A 24,348-nucleotide genomic window follows, 5' to 3' on the forward strand; every position below is an offset into this window, starting at 1 on the left:
CCCTTGACCCCGGTATCCGGATCGGTGGGTTCAGAGCCGCCTCTTTCCCCGGGTAGGAAACCCGGGGCTAGTTTCTGACACCCTTCCAGGGTGGATGCCCGGAGGGCAGAATCCCGACGAGCAGCCATGTAGGTTAAGGCTTGCTAGAGGGGTCTCGCCGACCGGCTGCTTAGAGCGGCAATCAAGGTTTTCTTGACTTCTTCCGACCGGACGGGCTTCGTGAGGAAGCCGTCCATGCCGACTTCCATCGACCGCTGGCGCTCCTCTTCTAGCGCGTTTGCGGTGAGGGCGCATACGTAGATGTGGCGGTTGGGCCAGCGCTCGCGTAGGGTGCGGACCGCCTCGAGGCCGTCCATGCGCGGCATTTGGATGTCCATGAGCACCAGGTCGAAGTCGGCTCGTTCCAGGGCTTCCAGCGCCTCGAGGCCGTCCAGAGCGTGCTCGACGACACACCCGAAATCCTCCAACACGCTCACAATCACGAGCGCGTTGACATCGTTATCCTCGGCGACGAGGACGCGCATTCCCTCGGTCGAAACCGCGGCTTCCGGTTCCGCGGACGCTATTGGCTGGGCGGCGACCAGGGGTAGCGAGACTCGTACCTCGGTTCCTTTGCCGACGGCGCTCTCCAGGTTAAGCGTTCCCCCCATCTCCCGCACCAGGCCGGCGGTGATCGGCAGCCCCAAACCGCTGCCGCCGTATTGGCGGGTGGTAGAGGCGTCCGCTTGTTGGAAGGCGCCGAATACCGCCTCCTGCATCTCTTGCGGAATCCCAATACCGGTGTCTCTCACGACGATCTCGTAGCGATCCTCTTCGTAAGGGTGGACCAGTACGGTCACTCGCCCTTTTTCGGTGAACTTCACGGCGTTACCGATAAGGTTGTTCAAGATCTGCCCGAGCCGGAGCGGATCGCCCATTACCGCGGGCGGGATCCCGGCCACCTCGTGCACCACCTCCAGCCCTTTCCTTTCGGCGAGGTTGCGATGCACCGACGTGACGCGCCGGACGAGTTCACCCACGTCCACCGGCTCCTGAGCCATGGTCATGGCGTTCGCTTCGATCTTGCTGAGATCGAGGACGTTGTTGATGAGGCCCAGCAAAGCGTCCGAGCAGTGGAGGATTCCGGTCAGGTACTCGCGCTGATCGGTTCCGAGCGTCGTCTTGCCGAGCAATTCACCGAGGCCGATGACACCGTTGAGCGGTGTCCGAAGCTCGTGCGATACGTTCGCCACGAATCGCGACTTGGTCGCGCTCGCTTCCTCGGCCACTTCCTTGGCTTTGCGGAGAGCGTCCTCCACCCTTTGCTGGTCGGTAACGTCGGTTAGCTGCAGGATGGTTCCGAGGGGGTCGCGGTCGCTCCCGCTCACCGGGACGCACCGCAAGAAATAGGCCCTTTCGCCGAAGGGAACGATCGTGCCGCAGCATTCTGCGATGGTCCTTCCCCCTAGAAAAGGGTCCAAGTCGGCGACGATCAGCCGGGTCATCGCATCGAGGGACATTCCGAAGAGTCGGGCGGCGGCGGGATTCACGTCGACGATGTGACCCTGGGCGTCGAGAACGATGACTCCGTCCGCGAGGTCATCCACCACCTTATCCCGGGCGATCGGCGCTACGGAGAACAGGGAGTAACGGAAGACTCCATAAGCGGCCGAAACCGCGCTCAACGCGAACAAAGCCGGGGTCGGATCCACGCCCGGAATCGGCTCGAACCCGAAGAGGCGCGATACGTTGCCGACGACCGGGAGCACCATCCCGATGAGGACGACCTGCGCGTGCTTCCTCGATAGCCGGTTCCGGCTTCGCAGGACCCGGATCAGCACCGCTACCGAGGTTGCCAGGAACAGATACGAAACCGCTACGTTCGTGTAATAGGCCGGCCCGGGGGAGAAGTTGACCGCGTTGTAGCTCTCGTACTCGGAAAGAGTGATGTTTCGCCGAAGGAGATGGAGGGAGTTATCGGTCCACGCCGCGATCCAGATAAGAATGGACGGCAAACTCAGGGCGATCCACAAGCTGCGGTTTTGGGATCGAACCCCGGACAAGAGAAGGACGAACGCCAAGGCGGAGGCGGGCGCCACCGGGATGCCGATGTATTGAATACCGGCCCAAAAGAGGGCGGTGTCCAGATTAGTCGAACAAAGCTCCGCAACGTAACCGAAGGACCAAAGCGCCGTCGACGCGAGGAATACCAAGAAGGCAAAACCGACCGGGCGGTGGCGGTGCCGCCACACCAATCCTGAAAGCACCACGAGCAACGCCCCGGCGACTAACGGGAGCAGGGCAACGGTGGTCCAATGCATTGAAGACATACTGATCCAACTTTTATTTAGGTTGCTGAACGGTTTTCGCTAACCCTTGGCTCACGACAATGGCAAGAACCCGTAGATGCCAGGATGGTTACCCGTACAAACGTAGATGAGAGCTTGTCTGCTTTCCCAAGCTTAATACGTTCAGTTAACGCGGGCTGGCTGCCCTGGCACTTTATTTAGGGATTTAGCCGACTCCCATGATCTACCGCTCGTAGTCCCGATTAAGCTCCCGAGGATAGATCATGACGGAACTCGATCCCAAAGCCACCGCCCTTGTCCTGATCGACCTTCAACAAGGGATCGTTGCGACCGCGACCGAGCCCCATCCGGCGGCTTTGGTGGTCGAAAACGCCGCCCGTTTGGCGCGCCGGTTCCGGGAGATCGGATCGCCGGTTGTCATCGTCCATGTCGGATTCCGTGACGATGGCGATCGCTTGAACCCACCGGTGGATCAGCCGGCCCCGGGCGGGCCTACGCCGGAGAATTGGGCGGAGATCGTTCCCGAACTTGGCCCGGAGGCGACGGATCTGGTGATCATGAAGCGACAGTGGGGCGCGTTCTACGGCACCGATCTCGATCTCCAGTTACGCCGCCGGGGAATTCGCACGATCGTGCTCGGCGGAATCGCGACGAATTTCGGGGTGGAGTCGACGGCGCGCAACGCCTACGAGCACGGTTATTCGCTGATCCTCGTCGAGGACGCTACGAGTAGCCGTAGCGCCGACGCTCATCGCTTTACCTTCGAAAACATCTTCCCCCGGATCGGGCGAGTGCGTTCGACCGAGCAAGTCCTCGACATGTTAGGCATAGACGGGTAGTCGTGCACAGGACCGATCGCCGAGGGTGCCAAACCGTCACCGAATTACTCGGCCAAACTCCGGAAGCTCTCCGGCGGATCGGGGAACTTAGAGCTGAGAAGCTCGGGGAGTTCGGGGAAGTCACGGAGGCACCGGGCGTAGGTAAGGAGCGTTTCCGCACGTTCCGCGATCTCCACCGCATCGACCTTTTCCTGGTCGATTTTTGCCTGCAGCATGTTCAACTGCTCTTTCATAAGCCGTTTGATCAACTCTCCTGTTTCCTCATCGTGACTACACCGAGCGGCTAGTGCCGCCCCCATTAACTTGTCGGCGCCTGACCGCAGTTCTTGAGCCGATTGACCGAAAGAAGCTGTCATTTCTACTAAAAACCATTGGTACGTGTTAAGGCTACGAACCAGTTATCAATGCAAATCTATGCGCATTAGGTCCGTTATGCGAAAAAGAAGCCGCCTCGCTATCAAGCGAGGCGGCTAAATGCGAGGGGAGCGGACTCGACGCGCTTAGCAGATGGCCTGGAACGACTCCGATGGATCGCGCCCGGTCACGTTTTTCTCTAATCCTGCCGCGTATTGCAGCAGGGTACTGGCATGCACGAGGATGAACCGAGGGTCGATCGGCCCGCGCCCGCCGAGGTGAGCCAGGATGATCTCAGCCTGTTCCTGCACCCTCTTGGTCCCTTTGTCGCCGACTACTTGAAAATCTATCGGTATGCGCACTAGCTTCTCTCCGTAATAAAAAATTTCTAAAAATGCTTAGTCAATCGAAAGCCGCCAAACCTGTCGTCGGCTTATAAGAACACGTTTCTTACTATCGGCCTCGTTCCCTTCTTAGGCGAGAGCGTAGATGCCTAATCTTCATAACAGGGGTACAAAGGCGCAATTTAGCGGTGTAGACAAGGCCAAGGTCCCAAAGAGGGAGGGTCCTTTTGCCCGGAGGAGAACGGCGTCTAAGCGCTACGTCGTCCGGGAAGAGAGCCAGAAACGCATCGTGGCGTCGACGAGCGTCATATAGCTCTCAAAGTCGACCGGCTTGGTGAGGTAGGCGGTGCAGCCGCCCTCTTGAGCCGCTCGAACGTCCCCCGGCTCGTCGGAAGAAGTAAGGACGACGACCGGCACGCAAGAGAGCCGAGTGTGCCGGCGCATGAAATTGAGCACCTCGATGCCCCCCATCCGAGGCATTTTTAAGTCGAGTAAAGCCACAGCGGGAGGACTCTCCGCCCGCGAAGCCATGATCTCGATCGCCTCGATGCCATCGCGCGCGCGCACGAGCTCCGCCCGGTCGGAGAATCCGCGAAAGCCACGAGATACGAGGCTTGCGTCGTCGTCGTTATCCTCCGCAAGCAGGATCCAGCGTCGTTCGGGCACGGCTAATTGTAATGGAAACCATCAGCTTTACGCATCGCGCGCAGGCGCTGTAGCTGGAATGAAGGACACGTTTGAAGATAGCTCCGTCAAAAATGTGGAATCGTAACTATGACAGGCGTTTGAATTGGTGCTTGCCCACTTTCAGGACCTTTCCTCGAATCGCCTCCGCCGGCACTCGGAGATCGAGCAGCTTTTCACCGTCTACCGATACCGCTCCCGCCTTCACCAGATCCTTCGCCGCGCCATTGCTCTTGGCCATTCCGAGTGCGACAAGCATCGCGGGAACGGCGACGTGGCCATCTTCGATCGCTTCGGGCGGAATGGCAGCTTCTTCGGCTTCGACGGGCTGTTGACGCTTCGAGAAGGTGTCGATGAAATATTGCTCCGCAGCTTCCGCGGCCTCGTCGCCGTGATAGGCGCGAACGATCTCTTTCGCGAGGTGGACCTTGGCGTCTCGAGGATTTTTCCCCGGCGCTAACATCTCATGCACCTCCAACATCGGGACGTCGGTGGCGAGCTCGAAATAGTTTGAGATGATGTCGTCCGGGATCGACATCGTTTTGCCGAACATGTCGTTCGGCGTATCGCGGACGCCGATGAAGTTTCCGAGCGACTGGCTCATCTTCTCTTTGCCGTCCAGTCCGACCAGGAGGGGGCAGAGCACCACGACTTGGGCTTCTTGGCCGTACTGTTCCATCAGCGTACGCCCCACGAGGTTGTTGAATTTCTGGTCGTTCCCGCCGATCTCGACGTCGGCGACGATCTCCACTGAGTCCATTCCCTGACAGAGCGGGTAGAGAATCTCGTGCATGGCGATCGGGCGCTGCTCGGCCAACCGTTTCGTGAAGTCGTCTCGCTCGAGAATGCGCGCGACGGTGTAGCGGCTGCAAAGCTTGATGACGTCTTCGAAAGTCATCTTGCCCAGCCAATCTTTGTTGAATACGATCTCGGTTTTAGAACGATCCAGGATCATATCGATCTGATTCAAGACCGCGTCGACGTTCGCCTGCACGTCTTCCCGGGTCAGTTGGGGCCGGGTCTTGTTCTTACCGCTCGGGTCGCCGATTTGGGCGGTGAAGTCGCCGATCACGAGCACCGCCTGGTGCCCTAGGCGCTGGAAGTCGCGCAGCTTACGGAGCACTACCGCCCAACCTAGGGTGACGCTCTTCGCGGTGGGATCGACTCCGAGCTTTACCCGGAGCGGTACCCCCTTCTCGAGCTTCTTCCGTAGGTCGGCCTCCGAGATGATTTCGGTCGTTCCACGGCGGAGGATGGCAAGCTGTTCGTCGATCGTCATGGGCGGTCCTAAAGGGTACCGCCCATGACGGTCCTCGACCTACGGCCGGCGAGCGAGAGAGCCGTTCAGGACGAAGCTTCCGGTGGCAGAGCCTTGGTCGGGGGCGACGAACTTTACGTTGGTGAACTGCACTTTCGCCGTCGTCGCGGTTCGGCTGACGACTTTTACGGCGCCGCTCGATCCGACCCACACCTTAGCCTGAGCACTGGCTCCCTGGGAAAACGTAACGGCGATCTTGCCGTTTAAGGGGTCTCCGACATTGACGACGTCGCCCGCGGCGGCGTTCTGGCTTAGGATAACGCTTAGCACCCGCAGGTTGTCGCCCGTGCCTACCGTCGCGGCCAAGGTGCCGTTCGATTGAACCTCGGCATATGCGATTACCGCGCCATCGAAGGGCGAAAGGTCGGCGTTCGTATTGGTCGGACTCGAAAAGCTGAGCGTGGCCTGCCCGCCGATTCCCCCGCCCCCGGAAATAGGAATCCCGTTGACGTGGCCATTCAGAGTGAAGCTGCCGAGGGCGGGATTGACGTCGATGGTTCCATCGGCCTGGAAATTAACCCCGGAAACGTCGATCGTGGCCTGGGTGGCGCCGGTGACGGCGTCGATGGTCACCCGCCCACCGGTTCCGACCCAGGTAAAGGTTTGGTCATCCCGGCTCTTGACCTCGGTGTAGACCGCGGTCGTGCCGTCGGCGCCGATATCGAAGGTGTCGCCGGCGTGAATCTCGGTTGCGACCATGTTCACGACCAAAGTTCTTCCGCCGGAAGACACGGTCGCAATGGTGTGGCCGTTTTGGCTGACGGTGGCGGCGTTGCCGGTTTCCAAAGGCGCCGTCGTCCCGTTGTAGCCAGCCGCTGGGGTTATGTTTAACCGGGAGGTAACCGCCGAAGCCGCGCCTCCGGCTCCGCCACAGCCGGCGGCAACTAGGGCGAGGACAATGGCCAAAGCAAATCGCGTGTCCTTGAGCAACCTTTTCATGGTTTCACCTTAACACCCCCGACTGTCGAACGCCCAATGCCGGTCCTATTCCGTATTCACATGCGCTCGAACGTGCAGGCGTTGATAACGCAGCGGGGTCATTCCCTCGTGGCGCTTGAATATCCGGCGGAAGTAGCCGCAATCGACGAATCCGCAGGCGCGTGAGACTTCATCGATGTTTTGCTCACCGGCCATTAGGAGTAATCGAGCGTGGTGCATGCGCCGACGGTGGATGGCGTCGACGATGCTTATTCCGTATACGCTTCGGAAGGCTCGTCCCAGGTAATCCGCGCTGCATCCCAGGCGGTCGGCCACGCTCGTGGTGCTGATCTCCTCGTGGAAGTGGGTGCGGATATACGCATCGGCCCGGTTCGCCAATACGGCGGCGGCCGTCTCGGGCAGATCCTCCGCGACCGGAGTCGCTACGACTTCCGTGAGCATTTGAAGGAGCATCAGATCGGCCGCCGTCTCTCCCAACGTCCCGGCCTCTTGCTCCTCTAGAAATCGATGGAAAAGAGTCACGAGATTGTCGGGGCGGGCGATCGAATGATGCTGGGGAATGTCGAGCGGATTTCCTCCAGATTGGCCGCTCACCACGGAAAAGTGGATCCAGTAGTACGCCAACTCCGGGGGATAGGGCGCAGTGCCGCCGTGTTCCCGGTTTGGGAAGAGGATCAGCGTTTGCCCGGGCTCGACGCTAAACGGCCGTCCTAGTTCTTGCAAATGAAGCGTCCCCTCTCGCACAAAGATCAATTCGAACGATTCGATCACCCGCGTCGGGTGTTTACCTTGCCCACGCGACACGCATAGGCCCGCGTTTTGGCATCGGACCGGCAGTTGGAGAGAGAGGTTGAGCACTTGCACGTGTGTTAATAGATGTCGGAATCGGATCGAGATGTTACGTCGGCGTCCTTAATTCTCGCGATTAGTTTCTTTGGAGTTTGGGACACTAAATGTTCCGGCTCGGAGGCCCTGGGGCAGCTTCCGTGAGACTCTCTTTGCTTATACCTGGCAGGACATTTGCGTCGCGGTCGGTCGCGCATAGTCGCAAATGGAAGTAGCACGCTTCTCCCTTTAAAAGGCCAAAAACCAGCTATTTATTGCCTAGATCTCAGCCCGCGGCCCTGGTGGCGCTTCGATCAGGCCGAACGGATACGGAATCGTCCCGGATTGTTACGACCCACTCCCTTGGTCTCGACGTGCTTCCCCTTTAAGATGAAGGAGCCTATCCAGTCCGGCGAATTTTAATGCTATTCCCACTGTTCCGGTGGGTTTTTCAAAGCTTAAGGAAGGTCCATAATGTACCGCAATCGTCCCGTTTCAAAGCAGAACATTCAGGGATTCACGCTCATCGAGCTTCTCGTCGTCATCGCGATCATCGCGATTTTAGCCGCCATCCTTTTCCCCGTCTTCGCGCAGGCGAAGAATGCCGCCAAAAAGACCGCCAGCCTCAGCAACATGAAGCAGATCGGCCTCGGCTTGCGCATGTACTGGGATGAGAGCGATGGAATGTCGATCGTCGACGTGAACTGGGACCTCTATCTTCCGGGATCTCCCTCCAATGGAGGAACGCCCTACACCACAAGCGTCGGGCCGGTTACCTGGTCTGGCCTAATCCAGCCTTACATCAAGAGCGAAGGGCTGTTTCGCGCTCCCGGCCACACGCTGGCGCCCGAGGGGGGGTGGACCCGCCTTCCCCAGAACACCGACCTAGAGTACGCGAACAAGAGCTACGGCATTTCCGTTTACGGCGTCGTTGTAAGCACCGCCCTGCAGACCGGCGGCCCGATCGTCCCTTGGCAGGTGGACTCGCACAAGAATCCATCAGAGCGGATCGTGGTTTACGAGGTTAAGAACAACACTGGCGGCCCCGGCGGCGACAATGCCTGGTGGGTGGCGGGCGCCAACCGCCAAGACCCCGAGTATCAGCGCCTGGCGTTCCGATACAACGACGGCATGAATACGTTGCGCCTGGACTCCAGCGCGAAGTACCGAGCTCAGAACGACCTCGACGGAGTCTTCCGCGCAACCCGGGCGAGAGGACCCGGCGACTGCAAATACAAGTACTACAGAGAGATCTACTACCCGTGGTCGGCGGATATGTCTTGTCAAGACTAACGATGCGGAATGGAGTTCGACTAATCGCGGGGGTGGCGCTGGTGGCTGCCCTCGCAGGTTGCTCGGCCCCGCAAGCCGAGAATGGGGAGATCAAGGCTCCCAAGCCGGCGGGGACACGAACCGCGCCGCCTCCCCCACCTCAGGAGTAATCAGATGCGACGGGAAGTTTCTTGGAAGTTCGTTGGCCCGGTCCTCGCCGCCGTGCTCGCGGTGATCGTCATTATCGTCGTGCGCTCCGGTATGGATTCGACTGTCTCCGAAAAGGAGATCAAAGCCCCGAAGCCTCCCGGCGGATTCCCATCCGCCGGCAAATCCGGCGTGCCGGAGTAGCAATCTTCCACTAGCGTCCTACGGCCCTTCGCGCCGAGGGCCGGCGCCCTTCAACCAGTCAACGAAGGCTCCCTCCCCCCTTTCGGGGTCGAAGTATTCCTTCATCACGCATTCCCAAAGGGCGTGCCGTTCGGAAGGGGTGAGGGTGTTGTTAGGGGGCATGAACCCCATTTCGACGTAGCTCTGAACCAGACCCTTGCTTTGTCCCACGAAAGTCTTTACATCTCGGTCGCTACGAACGGCGAGAAGGTAATTGATCTTGGCGAAGCCGTCGTGGCAGGAGGCGCAATTCATGTTCGCCTTGATCTTCGCGTAAGAGGTGGCGGCGAAGGGACGATCTTTAGTCGCGTTGGCGATGAAGGCGTCGGACCTGGACGTGTTACCCCCAAGGGAGGGACCGTACGCATCGGTGTCAAGGTGCCCAAGGTCGCTCTTTCCATACTTCAGGATGAGCCGATTGATGCGGTCGGGCACGGTCGCCAGCCGCTCCGGATCATCCACCAAGTTGCCGGCGGCATCGAACTTGTAAGCCATCTTGGGAAAGATGGGCAGGACCCCCGACTTGTGGCAGTCGTAACAGTTTTTGCTGGGATTCGGCTTCATCAGAGCGTTGCTGTTCAGCTCGATGTCGCCGGTGGATGGGTTTACCTGGCGGAGAAAATCGGAAAAATAGATGCGGCTGGTCGGTGAATTCGCCTCTCTTACCACCGAGATCATGGAAACACTCATGATCTCGGTGGGGCGCATGTCGGGGGTGGCGATGGCGAAGAGGATCCAGCGATCCATGAGGCGGCCATCCGGCAGCTTTTCGTTCGGAACGAGGACGAGTAGCCGGCCGAACGTCGTCCGGTCGACCGACCGAATGAACTGCGCCTGAAACGGGAAGACGATCCACCGGTTCTCCGGGGTCAACGAGGCATTGTGGGCCTCGATCGCGTCGACCGCCTCCTTGTAGGTTGCCTGATTACTCATTCGCTTGAGTAACCACTGGCTTTTGAGGAGCTCGGGAAACGTCAAGAACCGGGAGGCGTCGGTCCAATACTCTTCATCCGGGACATCCATCCCGAGGGCGTTAGTCTGATGATCCGCGCCATCTCGGAGATCCATCCAATGCTGCGCGGTGACGAAACGGGCGAAGTTGCCAAGCGCCTGGGCTCGCGCCGGGTTCTTCAAAAACTCCGGATTTTTCAAAAAAGGGGCCAAGAATCGATACGACTCGGCGGAGCGAGAGATGACGTCGTCTTGGCGCAGCATCTTCTCGCCTCCGTACTCGAACCCCGGTTTCAGGATCTTGCCGATCTCTCGGTCACGCCAGCGGCTCCACTGCGCGGCCTTCCAATTCGACGGGTTATCGGAGTGCGAGAAGCCGACGAGGCCGAGCCAAGGGGCGAGGGCCAGCGCCGGCAATAGAGTTCGGATGGCTTTCGGCGGCATCTCCTTACTAGTCTCATGTTACGGTCGACTAGTTGGGTTCGGGTCCTGCTTTTGTGTGGGATGAGGAAAAATCCGCGACCGCTTCCAAGACCCATGGCTTGAGCCGGTTCGCATGGTACGAGAGCCAAGATCGTCCAGTCGATGGGTCTATCGTGTACTCCAGAGTGCCCGCCTTCTCTCCGGGCTTTCTTAGGTGGAGATGGACGCTTCCGCGGATGGATGCCAGGGTGCCTTCGAGGGTTATTTCGAGTCCTAATTTTTCGGCGCGGGCCCGGAAAGTGGCGGAGCAGCCGGCCGGGTCGTCACATCCGGGGCACAGGGGAATGACTTCCATCTGAATCAGGCGAGGGCTTCGAACGCGGCCATGATGGTCTCGTCCGTCATCAGCTCCGGCGTTAACGAACGAATCGAGAGAATCCCTTCGGTCAGCGCATGAACGATTTTGACGAAGTGGCTTGGCGACGTCGGCAACTCGCTCGCCGGGACGAACTGTAGTAGCTGCTCCTCCGCCCACCGGTAAATCTCAGCGTTTCCCTTTGCCATGCGGGCCTGCATCTCGGGATGGGTCAACGCGTAGATTTGAAAAGACGCCGCGCCCACGGCGCGAGCGCGGCGGCGATCGGCGGCGGCGATGACGGCTTCCGCGAACCGCCGCATGTTCTCCCGAAGTGGCGCCCCTCGGACAAGCTGCGGCACGATCGGCTCCCACTGGGCTTCGGCCACCGCGAGAAAGATTTCCTCGCGGTTCTTGAAGTTGCCGTAGATGGCGCCGCGCGTCATGCCGGCACGCTGGGCGATCTCTTCCAAAGTCGTTCGGTCGAAACCCTTCTCCCCCACGACCTCGGAGGCAACCTCGATCAGCCGAGCCCGCGTCCGCTCACGCTTATCGCCTCGGCGTTCTTTCGCGAAGGAATTTGCAACCATAATATGCACTCACGTATATTATACGTGGCTGTTTTTTTACGTTTCTATCTTACTCTTCGTTCTTGTCGCAGCGATTGGGCTGTTTACCTACCGGGCGGGGAAGCGAAGCCAAATGGCTCGGGTGCTGGAGATCCGCTCAGATGCCGGGATCGACGAAGGTCGCTTTGTCAGAATCGGCGGGATCGATCAGTGGATTCAAGTCCGGGGTGAAGACCGCGGGAATCCGGTTCTACTCGTGCTTCACGGCGGCCCCGGCGTCTCCTACGTTCCGTTCGCGAGCGCCTTTCGAAGTTGGGAGAAAGACTTCACCGTGGTCCACTGGGATCAGCGAGGGGCGGGAAAGACGTTCGGTCGCAATGGCAAATCGGGGAGCGGCGAGATGTCGATCGACCGAATGGTGGAGGACGGCGTCGAGGTGGCCGAATGGGTTTGTCGGCATCTGAAACAGTCTAAAGTGGTCCTCTTCTGCCACTCGTGGGGCACCATTCTCGGGCTGCCCATGGTTCAGCGCCGTCCCGATCTCTTCCACGCCTATGTGGGAACCGGGCAGGTTGTTGCCATGGCCAAGAGCGAGCCGATTTCCTACGACCTCCTCCTCGAGCAGGCCCGCGAGGGATGCAACGACAAGGCCGTTCGAGCCCTCGAGCAACTTGGTCGCCCACCTTATCCGAACATGAGGACTTGGATGATGAAACAGCGCTTGATCATGCTCACCTCGCCCCCGCCCAAGTCCGGGAAACTGCCCGATATCTTCACCTCGGCCGTTTTCACTCCGGGCTACCCGTTACGGGACGCGTACCACTGGATGGTTGCTTTCAACTTCTCGTTGTCCCACCTGTACGAATCGTTTATGTCGTACGACGCGGCCGAGCTACCGCCTACTTTTCAAACACCAATTCTCATCTTCCAAGGCGCCGACGATATCCAGGCTCCCACGGCGACGGTAGAGGAGTACTTCGCCACGATTGAAGCACCACAAAAGCTCCTGGTCAAATTTCCTGAGGAGGGGCACACGGCCGTGCTGTCCAACCCCGACCTCTTTCTTCAGGAGCTCCGGCGGCACGTGTGCCCGCTTATCTCAGCCTCGGTTTCATTTTCCTAGGTGGGTTTTGTAAAAGCTGATCGTCGCCTGCCAAGCCTTGTCGCCGGAAACCTTGTCGTATTTGGGATTGCTAGGGTTTGCGAAACCGTGGTCGGCGTCGAACGGGAGGACGGTGAGCGGTTTTTTGGCGTTGGCCATCGCGGTTTTGAAGCCGTCGACCACTCCCTTGTTGATCCACCCGTCTCGAGTTGCCCAGACCAGCAGAACAGGCGCCTTCAGGCGTTTCAGGTCGGCCGGGTCGGTGTCGGGCATGCCGTAGTACATCACGCACGCCTTAACGGCGGGGCCGCCTTGGATGGCGGCTTGCAGAGACCAGCCGCCGCCGAAGCACCAGCCGATCGAGCCGACCTTAGCGAACCGGTTCCCAAGCTCGCCGTCCTTGAGTGCGTTTACCGCACCGTGGACGATCGCCTTGGCCCGGTCTGGCCGCACGGCTTGCATCAGCTTTCCGGCCTCTTGCGGCGTGGTCGCGACCTTTCCTTCGTAAAGGTCCACGGCGAGGACGCCGTAGCCCAATTCGTCGTGGAGCCGCTCGGCTTCACGTCGGATGTAATCGTTCAGCCCCCACCATTCGTGGACCATGACGATTCCCGGCGCTCCCTTGCGCGCGGGCGGAACATAGAAGCCGAGGGCGGTTTTGCCGTCGGAGGTTCGGAACGAGACGTTCTTCCCGGCCCGAGCGGCGAACCGCATCGGCAGCGGCGCCAAGTGGGCGGCGACGAATGCCGGATCGGCGGCAAAGGAAGACATTGGATCGCAGCAGGAAGCCCCCGACTGGGGAGAGATCGCAATTGCGAGAAGCAGTGTGGTCAGCATTGAAATCACTCCGTAGCTCGTGAAAAATCTACGTGGCGGACGGCGCGGTCGTTGGCACGTTGGGGTGGGTTAGCGGTTGGCGGTTAGCGGTTAGCAGTTCGATCCGGACACCGCTACGGTTCGCAGAGTGTCACAGCCTGCTCACCTACGAGGGGTAATCTTGGCCATCGTGGTTGCGTTAGCGGTTCGGAATGAATTAACCGCTAACCGCTGACCGCCAACCGCTAACCCATCCCATGATCATCGTAATGCAATTAGGCGCGCCTCAAGAGCAGATTGAGGCGGTGGCGGAGACGCTCCGGGCGCGTGGAATCGAGCCGCTCATCCTCCCCGGCGAAGACCGGTGCGCGATCGGTATTCCGGCATCGCTGAGCAGCGACCAGCGCTACGACCTCGAGGCGATGCTCGGCGCGATGGAAGGGGTGAGCAAGGTCACCCAGACGAGCCATCCTTACAAATTGGCTTCTCGAGAGTTCAATCGAGAGGACACCGTCGTGCGGGTTCGCGACGTCCAGATCGGCGGGGGAACGTTCGTGGTCATGGGCGGCCCGTGCTCGGTGGAATCCATGGAGCAGTTCCGCGCTTCGGCGGAGATCGTGAAAAATTCCGGCGCGACGATTTTGCGCGGCGGCGCATTCAAGCCCCGCACCTCTCCTTATTCGTTCCAGGGCCTCGCCGAAGAAGGGCTGAAGATCATGAAGCAGGTCAGCGACGAAACTGGCCTCGTGACGATCTCCGAGGTGATGAGCGGAGACATGGTGCCGCTGGTGGCGAAGTACATCGACATCCTCCAGATCGGGGCGCGATCGATGCAGAACTTCCCTTTGCTGATCGAAGCCGGACGAAGCGGCAAGCCGGTATTCCTCAAGCGCGGCCCGTCGGCCCCGATCGACGAGTTTCTACTGGCGGCGGAATATGTGCTGAGCCAAGGCAACCCGAACGTGATCCTCTGCGAGCGCGGCATCGTCCCGCTCGATCGCACCTACACGCGCAACACGCTTGACCTCGCGGCGGTGCCGGTGCTGAAGGAATACACCCACCTCCCGGTGATCGTCGATCCATCACACGGAACCGGCGTGGCCCGATACGTGGCCCCGATGGCGAAGGCCGCCATGGTAGCCGGCGCCGACGGACTCATGATCGAGACGCATCCCAATCCCAAGGAAGCGCTTAGCGACGGCTCGCAGGCGCTCACCACCGACAAATTTACGAAGCTGATGGATGAGCTCCGTTCGCTCGCCGGTTTCTTGGGCAAGAAAATGTCTTAGCGTCGACGTGCGCAGGTTCTACTCGTCGTCTTGGCCGCGGCTCGCCGCAGTCAGCTCGGACATGTAGAGCATGAAAGTTTTCTGCACCAGAAAATCCGCGTAGAAGCTCTCGCTCCCGCGCGCCCGTAAATCGTCCGCGGCTGCGAGCAACTCCCCAACTCCGGGCTTCTTTACCAAGTGGAACAGGTAAGCCAGGTCCAGGAGCCGGGTCGCGTGGTCTTCAATCACCGCCCGATCGACGACTAGGGCTTTTGCCTTGGCCTTGGCTTCGGAATATCGCTCCGCGTTCCGATCGGCGCCGGCCGAACCTTCTTCGGTTTCCATCCGCCCCAGCTCGTCGACCAAGATTGCCATCGAGCCAAATTCCAGCCGCCATGTCATTGTTTCGTCGAATGCCCACAGAAGGTCTTTGCTTGGGTCCGCTTCGGCGTCTCGAGGAAGCGAATCGGCGGGATGGGGGATCGGCTCGACTCCGTCCAAGGTGGATCGCCAGTAGGCGATCGTCGAAGGAAGTCCCTTCGACTTGCGAACGACCTCGGCAATTCTGGCTCGGGCAAAATCGGCCGGGACCACCGCTCCGGTCATCCCCGCGGCTTCCAGGGTTCGGAATGCCGCCGTCCGCTCCTCCACTTGGTCGACCGGAACCTCGCGCTCCGAGGCGTCGACAACCGCTCCACGGTTATCGAGCTCCGTAATGAGCCACCGGAACACGCTCCCGGACTCCCGTCCGTAGCACACCATCGTCTCACCCATTCCGTTCGTGCTGGCGAGGTAGCCCATCTCGGCCGGTAGATTCGCCGGCACGGGGGCGGCGGGGGTTTCGCCCTCTTCGATCGGCTGCGGCTTGTAGCCTGCTTGGCCCAGTAGAAAAAGAACCTTGCGTAAGGCCCGGCGATCCGGTTTGTCGGGAAAACCTCGCTCAAGCTCCGCCACCGTGTCTGCCAGGGGCTGGCTGGGGTCGGTCTTGGCCAGCTTCTCGAACTCATTCCACTGCCGGGATTTGATCCAGGCGCTCCACTCGCGGCGCATGCCCTAAAGGTTACTGGGTTCTGAGGTTCTTAACATTCTTAACAATCGGTTAATTAGGCGGCGGTAGCTTCTACTGCGTAAGAAATCAGGAAACTTCGAATGTCGAACCAATCCAACCTTAACATGAAGTGGGTCGCCGGCCTTGCTGGCCTAACGCTCGCGGGAGCCCTCCTTGCCGGTTGCGGCAGCGGCGGCGACTCCACCGCCACAGGCGCAACGACGGGAGCGGAGACCAAGGGTCCTGCTCCTAAGGCCGGTGATAAGAGTGCTCTCAACATCGACGGCAGTACCACCGTCTATCCGATCGCCAGCGCCATGGGAGAAGAGTTCGGCGCGGCCAACAGCGACGTCTCCGTCGTCGTCAACAAAGCCGGCACCGGCAGCGGATTCCAAAAGTTCGAGCGAGGCGAGATCGATATCGCCACCGCTTCCCGCCCGATCAAAGCGGAAGAGGACAAGGCGCTCAAGGATAAGGGGATCGACTACATCGAACTTCCGGTCGCCTTTGACGGCGTCTCGATCGTGGTGAACCCGGCCAACAAGTGGATCACCAACGTCACCCTCGACGAGATGAAGAAGGCATGGGCTCCGGGCAGCCCGATTAAGATGTGGAGCGACATCAACCCCGCTTATCCCAAGGAGAAGATCAACTTCTACGGGCCGACGGAGAACCACGGCACCTACGAGTACTTCACCGAAGCGGTAGTGGGCAAAAAGAACACGATCCGCGAGGATTATCAGCCGAACCAGGAGTACACCGCCATCATTCAGTCGGTCTCTGGCGACAAAGACGGCATCGCGTACGTCGGCTTCAACTACTACGACACGAACCGGGACAAGGTGAAGGCACTCACCGTCAACGGAGTCGCCCCCGAAGCCGACACGATCCTCGGTGGAACCTACACCCCGCTTTCCCGGCCTCTCTTCCTGTACGTTTCCAAGAAAGCGCTTGCCGATAAGCCTTCGGTCAAGAAGTTCGTGGACTACGCCCTCAGCGACGCCGGGCTCAAAGCGGTCACCGAGGCCAAGTACGTGCTGCTTCCCAAGGAAGCTTACGACCTCGTAAGAAAGCGATTCGAAGCGGGTACCGCCGGTTCCGTCTTCATGAGCGCCAAGCCTGGAATGAAGATCCAGGACGTTCTGGCGAAAGAATCCGCCGGCAAGTAAGAACATGGCAGGAGTGCCAACCACTGCTCAGCAGACGATCGTCGCCGTGGCCGAAAAGCCGTGGCGGCGGTCGCTCGGCGCGAGGGGAATCCGGCAGGGGATCGTTCGGTGGTTCTGCTTTGCAGCCGCGCTTGTAAGCGTGGCCACGACGTTTGGAATCGTCACCGTGCTGCTCACGCAGTCGTGGCCCTTCTTTCAGCACGTTTCCCTGGCCAGCTTTTTTGGCGGGACGGTGTGGAAGCCCACGACGTCTCCCCCGAGCTTCGGCATCTTGCCGCTTATCACCGGCACCCTCATGATTACCGTCGGCGCGGGCTTGGTGGCGCTGCCGCTCGGCCTCCTGAGCGCGATTTTCATGAGCGAGTACGCCCCCAAGCGGGTTCGAGGAATCCTGAAGCCGGCCCTGGAGCTTCTCGCGGGAATTCCGACGGTCGTCTATGGCTACTTCGGCCTCTTCTTCGTGACCCCTCTGTTGCGGCACGTGCTCCCCAGCATCCAGAGCTCCAACGCCCTCTCCGGCGCGGTCGTCGTCGGCATCATGATTCTGCCTCTCGTCTCCTCGCTCTGCGAGGACGCTCTCGCCGCCGTTCCCCGAGCCCTGCGAGAGGGGGCGTACGGCTTGGGCTCCACCAAGATGGAGGTCACCACGCGCATCGTCGTCCCGGCTGCCCTCTCGGGCATCATGGCTTCGTTCATCCTCGCTCTCTCTCGGGCACTGGGGGAGACGATGGCGGTCACTCTTGCCGCCGGCGCGAACCCTCAGCTCACCCTGAATCCGGCGAAGAGCATCGAGACGATGACCGCGTACATCGTTAACACGAGCAAGGGGGACATCTCTACCACCGGGCTTGTTTTCCCCTCGCTTTTCGCGGTCGGCGCGACTCTCTTCGCCATCACGATGGTGATGAACCTGATCGCGCAACGGCTGGTGAAGCGATTCCGACAGGTGTACGCATGAGCTTGGTTGCCGCCAACCCGCGGCACCGCGCCCGCCGGCGTCGTGCGGACGCCATTTTCCGCTATCTCTGCTTCGGCGCCGCCGCCCTTGGGGCCGCGATCCTGGTTGTCTTCCTTGCCAAGATTTTCCTGGACGGACGGGCTCGCCTGAGCCCCGAGTTCCTCACATCTCGCCTCTCGCAGCGTCCGCTCAAGACCGGAATCTGGCCGGCGGTGGTGGGCAGCTTTTACGTGATGATCCTAACCGGACTCATTGCCGTCCCGATCGGCGTGGCCGCCGCCGTCTATCTCGAGGAGTTCAACACCCATCGCAACCGCTTCACGGCCTTCGTTCAATTGAACATCGCCAATCTGGCCGGCGTCCCTTCGATCGTATACGGCCTGCTCGGGCTCGCGGTGTTTGTGCGCTGGATGGCCCTCAAGCAGAGTGTGTTGGCGGGCGCCTTCACGATGGCGCTCCTGATCCTTCCGATGGTCATCATCGTTACCCAAGAAGCGCTCCGGGCGGTCCCGAAGAGTTACCGTGAAGGTTCGATGGCGCTCGGGTCCACGCAATGGCAGGCGATCCGGTACCAGGTCTTGCCGACGGCGCTACCGGGCATCCTCACCGGCGTCATCCTGGCTCTCTCGCGAGCGATCGGTGAGACGGCGCCCCTTATCGTCGTCGGGGCGGCGAGCTACGTTTCGGCTTTGCCGAAGAAGTGGGACGACCACTACACCGTCCTGCCGATCAAGATCTTCGACTGGTCGCTCGAAGCTCGCCACGAGTTCATCGACGACGCGGCCGCCGCCATTCTGGTCCTTATCGTCGCGCTTCTGGCGCTGAACTCCGTCGCGATCTACCTGCGCTCCCGGGCGCGCGCGAGAATCGGCTGACTTCGAGTTCGCGGACTCCACGTTACAATAGAGACATGTCGCTCGTCGTTCGTGAAGAGGGCTCCGTACCCATACCGGAGGAATTGGCCGAGGAATTTGGAATCCACAAGGGGAGCCAAATCGAATGGGAGCGAACGGCTGATGGCTCCCTAACTCTCCGTGCCACGATGTCCCGTGAAGAGACGATTCGAGCCATCCGAGGCGCCGGTCGTAAGTTCTTGAAGCCGGGTGAGAGCGGCGTCGAGAGCTTTCTCCGGTGGCGTCAGGAAGAACGAGAACTGGATGACACCTATTGACCCATCTCCTCGACACCTCGGCGGCCCTTGCCCATTATTGGGGAGAAGCGGGGGCAGACCGCGTCGATGAGCTTCTCCGGGAGGCGGGAGTTTCAATAGGAATTTCCGTCCTTTCCGTCTTCGAAATCGCCCAGGCTGTTGCCCACCGTACAGGTGACGATAAGGAGGGAGGAACCGTGGCGAACGTATATGCGGGTCTCGCCCATGAGATCGCTCCCGTTTCGATGGAGACCGTTCGAGAAGGGCTCGATCTCCGCCGCAGCGCGACGGCGCGGATTGCTCTGGCGGACTGTCTAATCGCGGCGACTGCCGCTCAGAATGGCGCGGTCCTCGTCCACCGCGACCCTCACTTCTCAACCCTCCCGGCGGAGAGGCCGAGGCAAGAAGTGTTGCCGCCGAAGTAGTACTCGTTAGATCGAGTTCAAGACTGCGGACCCAAGATGCGGCCGGCGAGCAATAGGCCGAGCCATGCGCCGATAATCGACAGGATGACCGAGCCGAGTACGTAGCCGAGCGCTTGCCCATACAGCTTCCCCGTCATCAGCGCCAGTGCCTCCCAGGAGAAGCTGGAAAAGGTCGTGTAACCCCCTAGGATTCCGATCGCCAGAAAGAGACGCCAGTTGGGATGCCAGTTAAGGGCGGTCGACAGCCCGAGAAAAAGGGATATCACGAACGAGCCCGTCACATTGATAAAGAACGTGTGCCACGGAAACCCTTCGTCTAGCCGGCCTTGAATCCAGCCTCCGAGCCAATACCGAAGGTTTGCCCCCAAGAATCCGCCGGTTCCCACCAGTAGGGTTTGCAGAAGCACTTTCATCCGAGGTCACCGAGCCGCCGAGGGAGGGAGTAGAGGAGGCAATATTACTCTTTGTGGCATTTTCGTGAACATCAGGCTACCGCGCCGGGTCAGAAGTGGATGCCCTTTCTATCGTGAAGGGGTTTGAACACTTTGAAAAACCTAAGGAGAGAACCGATGTCGATGTTCCAAGTAGAAAGGCGGCAAAAAGATGGCGGGCGGCCGAAGCAGTTGCGAAAGCGAGGGGTGCTGCCGATGGCGCTTGTCGAGCGTACGCACGAAACGATGCTGATCCAAGCTCCGGTGGACGCTTTGCGGCACGCGATGGCCCACGTGGATAGCCACGGCCGCATGCAGATCCAGATCGGGGGAGAGGGCGGCTCCCGCCAAGCCATCGTAAAGCACGTCGAACAAGACGCGCTCCGGCACGAGCTTATTCACGTTACTCTGCAAGAAGTGGCCGACGAAGATACGATCAAGATGGACATCCCAGTCGTCGCGACGGGCCACTCCGCCGCTACCGACGAGTCCGGCGTGGCGCTCAACACCATCACCGATCACATCAAGATTCGCGGCCGAATCATGGACATGCCCGAGCATATCGAGGTCGATATCTCGAACATGGGCGTGGGCGACCACATCACCGCCGGCGATCTCAAGCTCGCCGACGGAGTCGAGTTGCTTTCCAATCCGGACACGATCCTGTTCAGCGTAAGCCAGCTCAGAATCGCCCAAGAAGAGCCGGAGACGACCGCCTCCGCGGAAGAGGAACCAACCGAAACCGCTTCAGATTCCACCGAGGAATCCTAATCCCGGAGCCCCCTCCTCGTCGATGTTTGTGCGATGAGGAGGGGGTTGGGGGTGGAGAATTCCGGTCCTCAATTGCCTCGCCGCTTCCTTTGCGGTTTTCAACGTGTGCGTCGCGCCGAACCTCTTGGTGGCGAGAACCCCCGCGAGGAGCCGCGCCCAGTCATCCCGTGCGCTGACCTGCGACCATCGCGGTAATGTGTTTATTGCAGGGATGGTCCGAAAGTTTCTGGGATGTAGAGGGCGATGAGGGAGGTTTGCGGCTGGCTGTTGAATCTCGAGTTTGCTTTGTTCGGCCTCTATGGGGTCGTTGCGATTGCGGTTTGCTCCAAGGTGAAGTTAACCGGCCCTCTCGATTTCGCCTGCGCGATCGGCGTTGTCGTGAGCCCCAGCGAATCGAAGCACCACGATAAGCTTTCCCTCATTCTTCTAGGATTCGTCTGCCTGCTTTTAGTGCTTAGAATCTTAGGGATGCTTAGGGAGATCCGTGAGAAGTCCGAGGTCGCAGGTTGCCGCCTAGGTTCCGACACTTCCGACGCGGTGTAAGCTCGTGGGGATGAGGGCAGTCGCGGTTGGGTTGTTGATTTCCGGGTTGTTGGTCTGTGCGGGAGCCCAGACGGGTGGGCTCAAGACTCGGTGGGCGGCGAAGGTGGGAGAGATCCCCTTGCCGGAATATCCGCGGCCGACAATGGTGAGGCCCAATTGGACGAATCTCAATGGAAGGTGGGAGTTCGCCATGACGAAGGGCGGGGCGGCTCCAAGGGTATTCCCGGAGAAGATCCGGGTGCCGTTTCCCGTCGAGTCGCAACTCTCGGGAATCAACCGCATGGTGCCCGCCGGGAGCATGGTCTGGTACCGTCGGTCCTTTGCCGCTCCCAAAGGGGGCGGGCGCACGCTGATCCACTTTGGCGCCGTTGATTGGTCCAGCGAGGTTCGAGTAAATGGCGTCAGCCTGGCCACCCATCAGGGTGGCTACGACGCGTTCACCGTCGACGCCACCGACGCGTTGAAGGGGAGTGGTCCGCAGGAGCTGTTGGTGGGCGTGAGCGACCCAACCGACGCCGGAACCCAGCCCCGAGGCAAGCAGGTCCGCCGCCCCGGCGGCATTTTCTACACCCCTACCACCGGAATCTGGCAGACGGTTTGGCTGGAACAGGTGCCGCCGCGCTCGTTCGATCATCTTAAGATCGACACGTGGCCCCGCGCCGGTCAGGTGGAGATCTCGCAATCGATCCGCGGCGACGAACACGGTTGCCGCGTCCGCGCCGAAGTTTTGAGTCACGGACGAGTGGTCGCCCGATCCGAGGCCGGCGCCAGTGGCACGAACACCCTCAAGGTGGCGAGCGCCAAATGGTGGAGTCCCGATGCTCCCAATCTTTACGACGTGAGGCTCACCCTTCTCGATGAGAAAGGGCGGCGGATCGACCAGGTCAAGAGCTATTTCGGCTTTCGCGAGGTCTCCGTAGGCCCCGGTCCGGACGGCAAAACCCGCATCCTGCTCAATGGCAAGCCGACTTTCATGGTCGGCCCGCTCGATCAAGGTTTCTGGCCCGACGGTCTCTACACCGCCCCCACGGACGACGCCCTCAAATACGATCTCGATGTCACCAAGCGGCTCGGCTTCAACATGATACGTAAGCACGTCAAGGTCGAACCGGAGCGGTGGTACACGTGGTGCGACCGCATGGGGATCTTGGTGTGGCAGGACATGCCGAGCGGGGACGGCTCCATCGGTCCGAACGACCCCGACCTGCAGCGTTCGCTCTTCTCTGCGAGCATTTTCGAGCGCGAGCTCGACGCCATGCTCCGTGGCCTTCATAACCACCCCTCCATCGTCACCTGGGTTGTCTTCAACGAGGGCTGGGGCCAGTACGACACGGCTCGGATGGCACAAAAGGTCAAAGACGCCGATCCGAGCCGCATCGTCGACTCGGTCACCGGCTGGGCGGATCGCGGCGTAGGCGACATGAACGACTGGCACGTCTACCCTGGTCCCGGCTCACCTAAGCCGGAGGCGAAACGAGCGGCGGTGCTGGGAGAGTTCGGCGGGCTCGGCCTACCCACTCCCGGCCACATGTGGCAAGCGACCGGCTGGGGTTACCGCTCCTTTAAGACGCCAGGCGAGCTGACGGCGGCGTTCGAGGGGATTTTCTCCAATCTGCACTTGTTGATCGGGGACCCCGGCCTATCGGCGGCGGTCTACACCCAAACCACCGATGTGGAGACCGAGCTCAACGGCTTAATGACGTACGACCGGGCCGTTATCAAGATGGACCCGGCCCGAGTCCGCCGGGCGGTGACGTCGCTCTTCGGACCCGTGCCGGCGGTTACAACCGTGCTGCCCACCAGCGAGAGCACCGCCTACAGGTGGCGTTACACGGAGTCGGCACCCCCCTCGGGATGGCAGGGTTCGACCTTCGACGAGTCGCATTGGCTAGAAGGGCTCGGGGGATTCGGGACGAAAGAGACGCCGGGCGCGATCGTGGGCACCGAGTGGCGCGGAAAGGATATCTGGCTGCGTCGGTGGTTCGACGTTTCGGGCCGCATCCAAGACGGTCTAGCGCTACGAATTCATCACGACGACCAAGCTGAGGTGTACCTCGACGGCGAATTGATCTCGACCTTGCCGGGTTGGACGTCGGCTTATTCGCTCGTCACCCTGCCCAAGGTGAAATTGAATCCTGGTCACCACATCTTGGCGATCCATTGCCACCAAGACGCCGGCGGCCAGTTCATCGACGCCGGTTTGGTGAGGATCAAGTAGCGTCGGCGCCCTTGCCGAGGATCCCGGCGTACGAAGTACGCCGGAAACGGGCGAGACGCCCTTGGGCCGGGGTGCGGACGGGACGTCCGCGCTCCTTGGATCCGACGCTACGTTAGGTTGAAGAAGCGGCGGGTGTTCGAAGTAGTCAATGCGGCGCACTCGTCGGCGGAGATGCCGAGCGCGTCGGCTAACCCCTGGTTGACGTAGGCCACGTAAGCCGACCGGTTGGGTTTGCCCCGGAACGGGACTGGAGACATATAAGGGGCGTCGGTTTCCACCACGATGCGGTCGGGCGGAATGGAGCGCATCACCTCGCGGAGCTCGTCGGCTTTCTTGTAGGTGATCGGACCATCCACTCCGAAGTAGCCGCCGAGCGCCACCGCCCGGGCGGCTTCCTCCTTTGTTCCCGCAAAGCAGTGGAAAAGATAGCGGTAGGAAGCGTCCTCCTCCAGCACGTCGAGGAGGTCCGAGTACGCCTCTCGGGCATGAAAGACGATCGGCTTGCCGAGCCGTTTGCCGAGGGCGAGCTGATCCCGGAGGGCTTGGAACTGAATCTCGTGGGGCGCGTAATCCCAGTGGTAATCGAGCCCGATCTCACCCAAGGCGACGACCTTCGGGTGGCCAAGAAGCTGTTCTAAGGCGGGCAAAGTGGAGGGGTCGTAATTCGCCGTGTAGTTCGGGTGCCAGCCGACGATGGCGTAGACCGGCTCGAAGCGATCCGCAAGCGCGATCGCACGGTTCCAATCTTCTGGTTCGGTGCCTACGACCAGCACCTTCTCCACTCCAGCCTCGGCGCAGGCGGCGAGCTCGGCCGCCGGATCGGGGAACGCTTTTTCGTCGTTCAGGTGGCAGTGGGTGTCGATAAGCATGGATCGCTGCTCTCCAGAGCGGCACTCCC

The 24,348-nt window shown here is 60.6% G+C and carries 26 protein-coding genes; 13 read left to right on the forward strand and 13 right to left on the reverse strand.

Annotated features, from left to right (window positions below):
- Positions 1-143 precede the first annotated feature (143 nt).
- On the reverse strand, positions 144-2,309 hold the full coding sequence (locus tag OP10G_RS24330; RefSeq protein WP_052547657.1) for a histidine kinase N-terminal 7TM domain-containing protein: 2,166 nt from the start codon (positions 2,307-2,309) through the stop codon (positions 144-146).
- Positions 2,310-2,551: 242 nt separating this feature from the next.
- Here OP10G_RS24330 and OP10G_RS09430 point away from each other — a divergent pair, with 242 nt between their 5' ends.
- Positions 2,552-3,127, forward strand: coding sequence for a hydrolase (locus OP10G_RS09430; protein WP_025226140.1), 576 nt, complete (start codon positions 2,552-2,554; stop codon positions 3,125-3,127).
- A 44-nt stretch (positions 3,128-3,171) separates the two neighbouring features.
- Here the strand turns inward: OP10G_RS09430 and OP10G_RS09435 are convergent, their stop codons facing one another.
- The 6 genes from OP10G_RS09435 to OP10G_RS09460 all read right to left on the reverse strand — a co-directional run bounded on the left by OP10G_RS09435 (position 3,172) and on the right by OP10G_RS09460 (position 7,537).
- The gene (locus tag OP10G_RS09435) at positions 3,172-3,375 is read right to left on the reverse strand and encodes a hypothetical protein (protein WP_025226139.1); all 204 of its coding nucleotides are present in this window, start codon (positions 3,373-3,375) and stop codon (positions 3,172-3,174) included.
- Between the two features lie 252 nt (positions 3,376-3,627).
- On the reverse strand, positions 3,628-3,843 hold the full coding sequence (locus OP10G_RS09440; protein WP_025226138.1) for a hypothetical protein: 216 nt from the start codon (positions 3,841-3,843) through the stop codon (positions 3,628-3,630).
- A gap of 237 nt (positions 3,844-4,080) precedes the next feature.
- On the reverse strand, positions 4,081-4,491 hold the full coding sequence (locus tag OP10G_RS09445; RefSeq protein WP_025226137.1) for a response regulator: 411 nt from the start codon (positions 4,489-4,491) through the stop codon (positions 4,081-4,083).
- Positions 4,492-4,597: 106 nt separating this feature from the next.
- Complete coding sequence (tyrS, locus tag OP10G_RS09450) at positions 4,598-5,788, reverse strand: tyrosine--tRNA ligase (protein ID WP_025226136.1); 1,191 nt, start codon at positions 5,786-5,788, stop codon at positions 4,598-4,600.
- A gap of 39 nt (positions 5,789-5,827) precedes the next feature.
- Positions 5,828-6,766, reverse strand: a complete 939-nt coding sequence (locus tag OP10G_RS09455; protein ID WP_025226135.1) for a hypothetical protein — start codon at positions 6,764-6,766, stop codon at positions 5,828-5,830.
- 45 nt (positions 6,767-6,811) lie between these two features.
- Entirely contained in the window at positions 6,812-7,537 is a 726-nt protein-coding gene (locus tag OP10G_RS09460; RefSeq protein WP_052547658.1) for a helix-turn-helix transcriptional regulator, read from the reverse strand.
- Between the two features lie 528 nt (positions 7,538-8,065).
- Between OP10G_RS09460 and OP10G_RS09465 the strand changes: the two genes are divergently transcribed.
- Both OP10G_RS09465 and OP10G_RS26765 read left to right on the forward strand, forming a co-directional pair.
- On the forward strand, positions 8,066-8,884 hold the full coding sequence (locus OP10G_RS09465) for a prepilin-type N-terminal cleavage/methylation domain-containing protein (protein ID WP_025226133.1): 819 nt from the start codon (positions 8,066-8,068) through the stop codon (positions 8,882-8,884).
- A gap of 153 nt (positions 8,885-9,037) precedes the next feature.
- Positions 9,038-9,214, forward strand: coding sequence for a hypothetical protein (locus OP10G_RS26765; RefSeq protein ID WP_158409189.1), 177 nt, complete (start codon positions 9,038-9,040; stop codon positions 9,212-9,214).
- A gap of 18 nt (positions 9,215-9,232) precedes the next feature.
- Here the strand turns inward: OP10G_RS26765 and OP10G_RS09470 are convergent, their stop codons facing one another.
- Positions 9,233-10,648, reverse strand: coding sequence for a hypothetical protein (locus OP10G_RS09470; RefSeq protein ID WP_025226132.1), 1,416 nt, complete (start codon positions 10,646-10,648; stop codon positions 9,233-9,235).
- 339 nt (positions 10,649-10,987) lie between these two features.
- Positions 10,988-11,572 carry a TetR/AcrR family transcriptional regulator gene (locus tag OP10G_RS09480; protein ID WP_025226131.1) on the reverse strand — a complete coding sequence of 195 codons (585 nt, stop codon included), beginning with the start codon at positions 11,570-11,572 and terminating at the stop codon, positions 10,988-10,990.
- Between the two features lie 112 nt (positions 11,573-11,684).
- Between OP10G_RS09480 and OP10G_RS09485 the strand changes: the two genes are divergently transcribed.
- Positions 11,685-12,674 carry an alpha/beta fold hydrolase gene (locus tag OP10G_RS09485; protein WP_025226130.1) on the forward strand — a complete coding sequence of 330 codons (990 nt, stop codon included), beginning with the start codon at positions 11,685-11,687 and terminating at the stop codon, positions 12,672-12,674.
- Here OP10G_RS09485 and OP10G_RS09490 read toward each other — a convergent pair.
- Positions 12,663-13,490: a dienelactone hydrolase family protein gene (locus OP10G_RS09490; protein ID WP_084178996.1), complete on the reverse strand. Its 828-nt coding sequence runs from the start codon at positions 13,488-13,490 to the stop codon at positions 12,663-12,665. The genes OP10G_RS09485 and OP10G_RS09490 overlap by 12 nt on opposite strands.
- 236 nt (positions 13,491-13,726) lie before the next feature.
- Between OP10G_RS09490 and aroF the strand changes: the two genes are divergently transcribed.
- Entirely contained in the window at positions 13,727-14,758 is a 1,032-nt protein-coding gene (gene aroF / locus OP10G_RS09495; RefSeq protein WP_025226128.1) for a 3-deoxy-7-phosphoheptulonate synthase, read from the forward strand.
- 18 nt (positions 14,759-14,776) lie between these two features.
- Here aroF and OP10G_RS09500 read toward each other — a convergent pair whose 3' ends face one another.
- Positions 14,777-15,787, reverse strand: a complete 1,011-nt coding sequence (locus OP10G_RS09500; protein ID WP_025226127.1) for a hypothetical protein — start codon at positions 15,785-15,787, stop codon at positions 14,777-14,779.
- A gap of 99 nt (positions 15,788-15,886) precedes the next feature.
- On the opposite strand from OP10G_RS09500, the gene OP10G_RS09505 reads away from it, so the two are divergent.
- Genes OP10G_RS09505 through OP10G_RS09525 form a run of 5 tightly spaced genes read left to right on the forward strand, consistent with a single transcriptional unit; the run spans position 15,887 to position 19,487 of the window.
- Positions 15,887-16,954, forward strand: a complete 1,068-nt coding sequence (locus tag OP10G_RS09505; RefSeq protein ID WP_052547659.1) for a PstS family phosphate ABC transporter substrate-binding protein — start codon at positions 15,887-15,889, stop codon at positions 16,952-16,954.
- 13 nt (positions 16,955-16,967) lie between these two features.
- Positions 16,968-17,912, forward strand: coding sequence for a phosphate ABC transporter permease subunit PstC (gene pstC, locus OP10G_RS09510; RefSeq protein WP_227625099.1), 945 nt, complete (start codon positions 16,968-16,970; stop codon positions 17,910-17,912).
- Positions 17,909-18,787 carry a phosphate ABC transporter permease PstA gene (gene pstA, locus OP10G_RS09515; protein ID WP_025226124.1) on the forward strand — a complete coding sequence of 293 codons (879 nt, stop codon included), beginning with the start codon at positions 17,909-17,911 and terminating at the stop codon, positions 18,785-18,787. Before pstC ends, pstA begins: the two co-directional genes overlap by 4 nt.
- Before the next feature lie 35 nt (positions 18,788-18,822).
- Positions 18,823-19,083, forward strand: coding sequence for an AbrB/MazE/SpoVT family DNA-binding domain-containing protein (locus OP10G_RS09520; protein ID WP_025226123.1), 261 nt, complete (start codon positions 18,823-18,825; stop codon positions 19,081-19,083).
- Positions 19,080-19,487: a type II toxin-antitoxin system VapC family toxin gene (locus OP10G_RS09525; RefSeq protein ID WP_025226122.1), complete on the forward strand. Its 408-nt coding sequence runs from the start codon at positions 19,080-19,082 to the stop codon at positions 19,485-19,487. The genes OP10G_RS09520 and OP10G_RS09525 overlap by 4 nt, the downstream gene beginning before the upstream one ends.
- A 17-nt stretch (positions 19,488-19,504) precedes the next feature.
- Here OP10G_RS09525 and crcB read toward each other — a convergent pair whose 3' ends face one another.
- Positions 19,505-19,900: a fluoride efflux transporter CrcB gene (gene crcB / locus OP10G_RS09530; protein WP_038472906.1), complete on the reverse strand. Its 396-nt coding sequence runs from the start codon at positions 19,898-19,900 to the stop codon at positions 19,505-19,507.
- Between the two features lie 156 nt (positions 19,901-20,056).
- Here crcB and OP10G_RS09535 point away from each other — a divergent pair, with 156 nt between their 5' ends.
- The 3 genes from OP10G_RS09535 (at position 20,057) to OP10G_RS09545 (ending at position 23,450) form a co-directional block, all read left to right on the forward strand.
- Positions 20,057-20,689 (forward strand): 50S ribosomal protein L25, encoded by a 633-nt coding sequence (locus tag OP10G_RS09535; protein WP_025226120.1) that lies wholly within the window; start codon positions 20,057-20,059, stop codon positions 20,687-20,689.
- A 243-nt stretch (positions 20,690-20,932) separates the two neighbouring features.
- On the forward strand, positions 20,933-21,232 hold the full coding sequence (locus OP10G_RS09540; protein ID WP_025226119.1) for a hypothetical protein: 300 nt from the start codon (positions 20,933-20,935) through the stop codon (positions 21,230-21,232).
- A gap of 10 nt (positions 21,233-21,242) precedes the next feature.
- Complete coding sequence (locus tag OP10G_RS09545; protein ID WP_025226118.1) at positions 21,243-23,450, forward strand: glycoside hydrolase family 2 protein; 2,208 nt, start codon at positions 21,243-21,245, stop codon at positions 23,448-23,450.
- Positions 23,451-23,557: 107 nt separating this feature from the next.
- Here OP10G_RS09545 and OP10G_RS09550 read toward each other — a convergent pair whose 3' ends face one another.
- On the reverse strand, positions 23,558-24,319 hold the full coding sequence (locus OP10G_RS09550; protein WP_025226117.1) for a TatD family hydrolase: 762 nt from the start codon (positions 24,317-24,319) through the stop codon (positions 23,558-23,560).
- Positions 24,320-24,348: the final 29 nt, after the last annotated feature.

Origin of the sequence: Fimbriimonas ginsengisoli Gsoil 348 (assembly GCF_000724625.1) — a bacterium.
Classification (GTDB): Bacteria; Armatimonadota; Fimbriimonadia; order Fimbriimonadales; family Fimbriimonadaceae; genus Fimbriimonas; species Fimbriimonas ginsengisoli.

Bases quoted from the DNA above. Each gene is read 5' to 3' on its own strand.
- OP10G_RS24330 (WP_052547657.1), bottom strand. From the start codon at position 2,309: ATGTCTTCAATGCATTGGACCACCGTTGCCCTGCTCCCGTTAGTCGCC.
- OP10G_RS09430 (WP_025226140.1), top strand. From the start codon at position 2,552: ATGACGGAACTCGATCCCAAAGCCACCGCCCTTGTCCTGATCGACCTT.
- tyrS (WP_025226136.1), bottom strand. From the start codon at position 5,788: ATGACGATCGACGAACAGCTTGCCATCCTCCGCCGTGGAACGACCGAA.
- OP10G_RS09455 (WP_025226135.1), bottom strand. From the start codon at position 6,766: ATGAAAAGGTTGCTCAAGGACACGCGATTTGCTTTGGCCATTGTCCTC.
- OP10G_RS09465 (WP_025226133.1), top strand. From the start codon at position 8,066: ATGTACCGCAATCGTCCCGTTTCAAAGCAGAACATTCAGGGATTCACG.
- OP10G_RS26765 (WP_158409189.1), top strand. From the start codon at position 9,038: ATGCGACGGGAAGTTTCTTGGAAGTTCGTTGGCCCGGTCCTCGCCGCC.
- OP10G_RS09470 (WP_025226132.1), bottom strand. From the start codon at position 10,648: ATGCCGCCGAAAGCCATCCGAACTCTATTGCCGGCGCTGGCCCTCGCC.
- OP10G_RS09480 (WP_025226131.1), bottom strand. From the start codon at position 11,572: ATGGTTGCAAATTCCTTCGCGAAAGAACGCCGAGGCGATAAGCGTGAG.
- OP10G_RS09485 (WP_025226130.1), top strand. From the start codon at position 11,685: ATGGCTCGGGTGCTGGAGATCCGCTCAGATGCCGGGATCGACGAAGGT.
- OP10G_RS09490 (WP_084178996.1), bottom strand. From the start codon at position 13,490: ATGCTGACCACACTGCTTCTCGCAATTGCGATCTCTCCCCAGTCGGGG.
- aroF (WP_025226128.1), top strand. From the start codon at position 13,727: ATGATCATCGTAATGCAATTAGGCGCGCCTCAAGAGCAGATTGAGGCG.
- OP10G_RS09500 (WP_025226127.1), bottom strand. From the start codon at position 15,787: ATGCGCCGCGAGTGGAGCGCCTGGATCAAATCCCGGCAGTGGAATGAG.
- OP10G_RS09505 (WP_052547659.1), top strand. From the start codon at position 15,887: ATGTCGAACCAATCCAACCTTAACATGAAGTGGGTCGCCGGCCTTGCT.
- pstA (WP_025226124.1), top strand. From the start codon at position 17,909: ATGAGCTTGGTTGCCGCCAACCCGCGGCACCGCGCCCGCCGGCGTCGT.
- OP10G_RS09520 (WP_025226123.1), top strand. From the start codon at position 18,823: ATGTCGCTCGTCGTTCGTGAAGAGGGCTCCGTACCCATACCGGAGGAA.
- crcB (WP_038472906.1), bottom strand. From the start codon at position 19,900: ATGAAAGTGCTTCTGCAAACCCTACTGGTGGGAACCGGCGGATTCTTG.
- OP10G_RS09535 (WP_025226120.1), top strand. From the start codon at position 20,057: ATGTCGATGTTCCAAGTAGAAAGGCGGCAAAAAGATGGCGGGCGGCCG.
- OP10G_RS09540 (WP_025226119.1), top strand. From the start codon at position 20,933: ATGAGGGAGGTTTGCGGCTGGCTGTTGAATCTCGAGTTTGCTTTGTTC.
- OP10G_RS09545 (WP_025226118.1), top strand. From the start codon at position 21,243: ATGAGGGCAGTCGCGGTTGGGTTGTTGATTTCCGGGTTGTTGGTCTGT.
- OP10G_RS09550 (WP_025226117.1), bottom strand. From the start codon at position 24,319: ATGCTTATCGACACCCACTGCCACCTGAACGACGAAAAAGCGTTCCCC.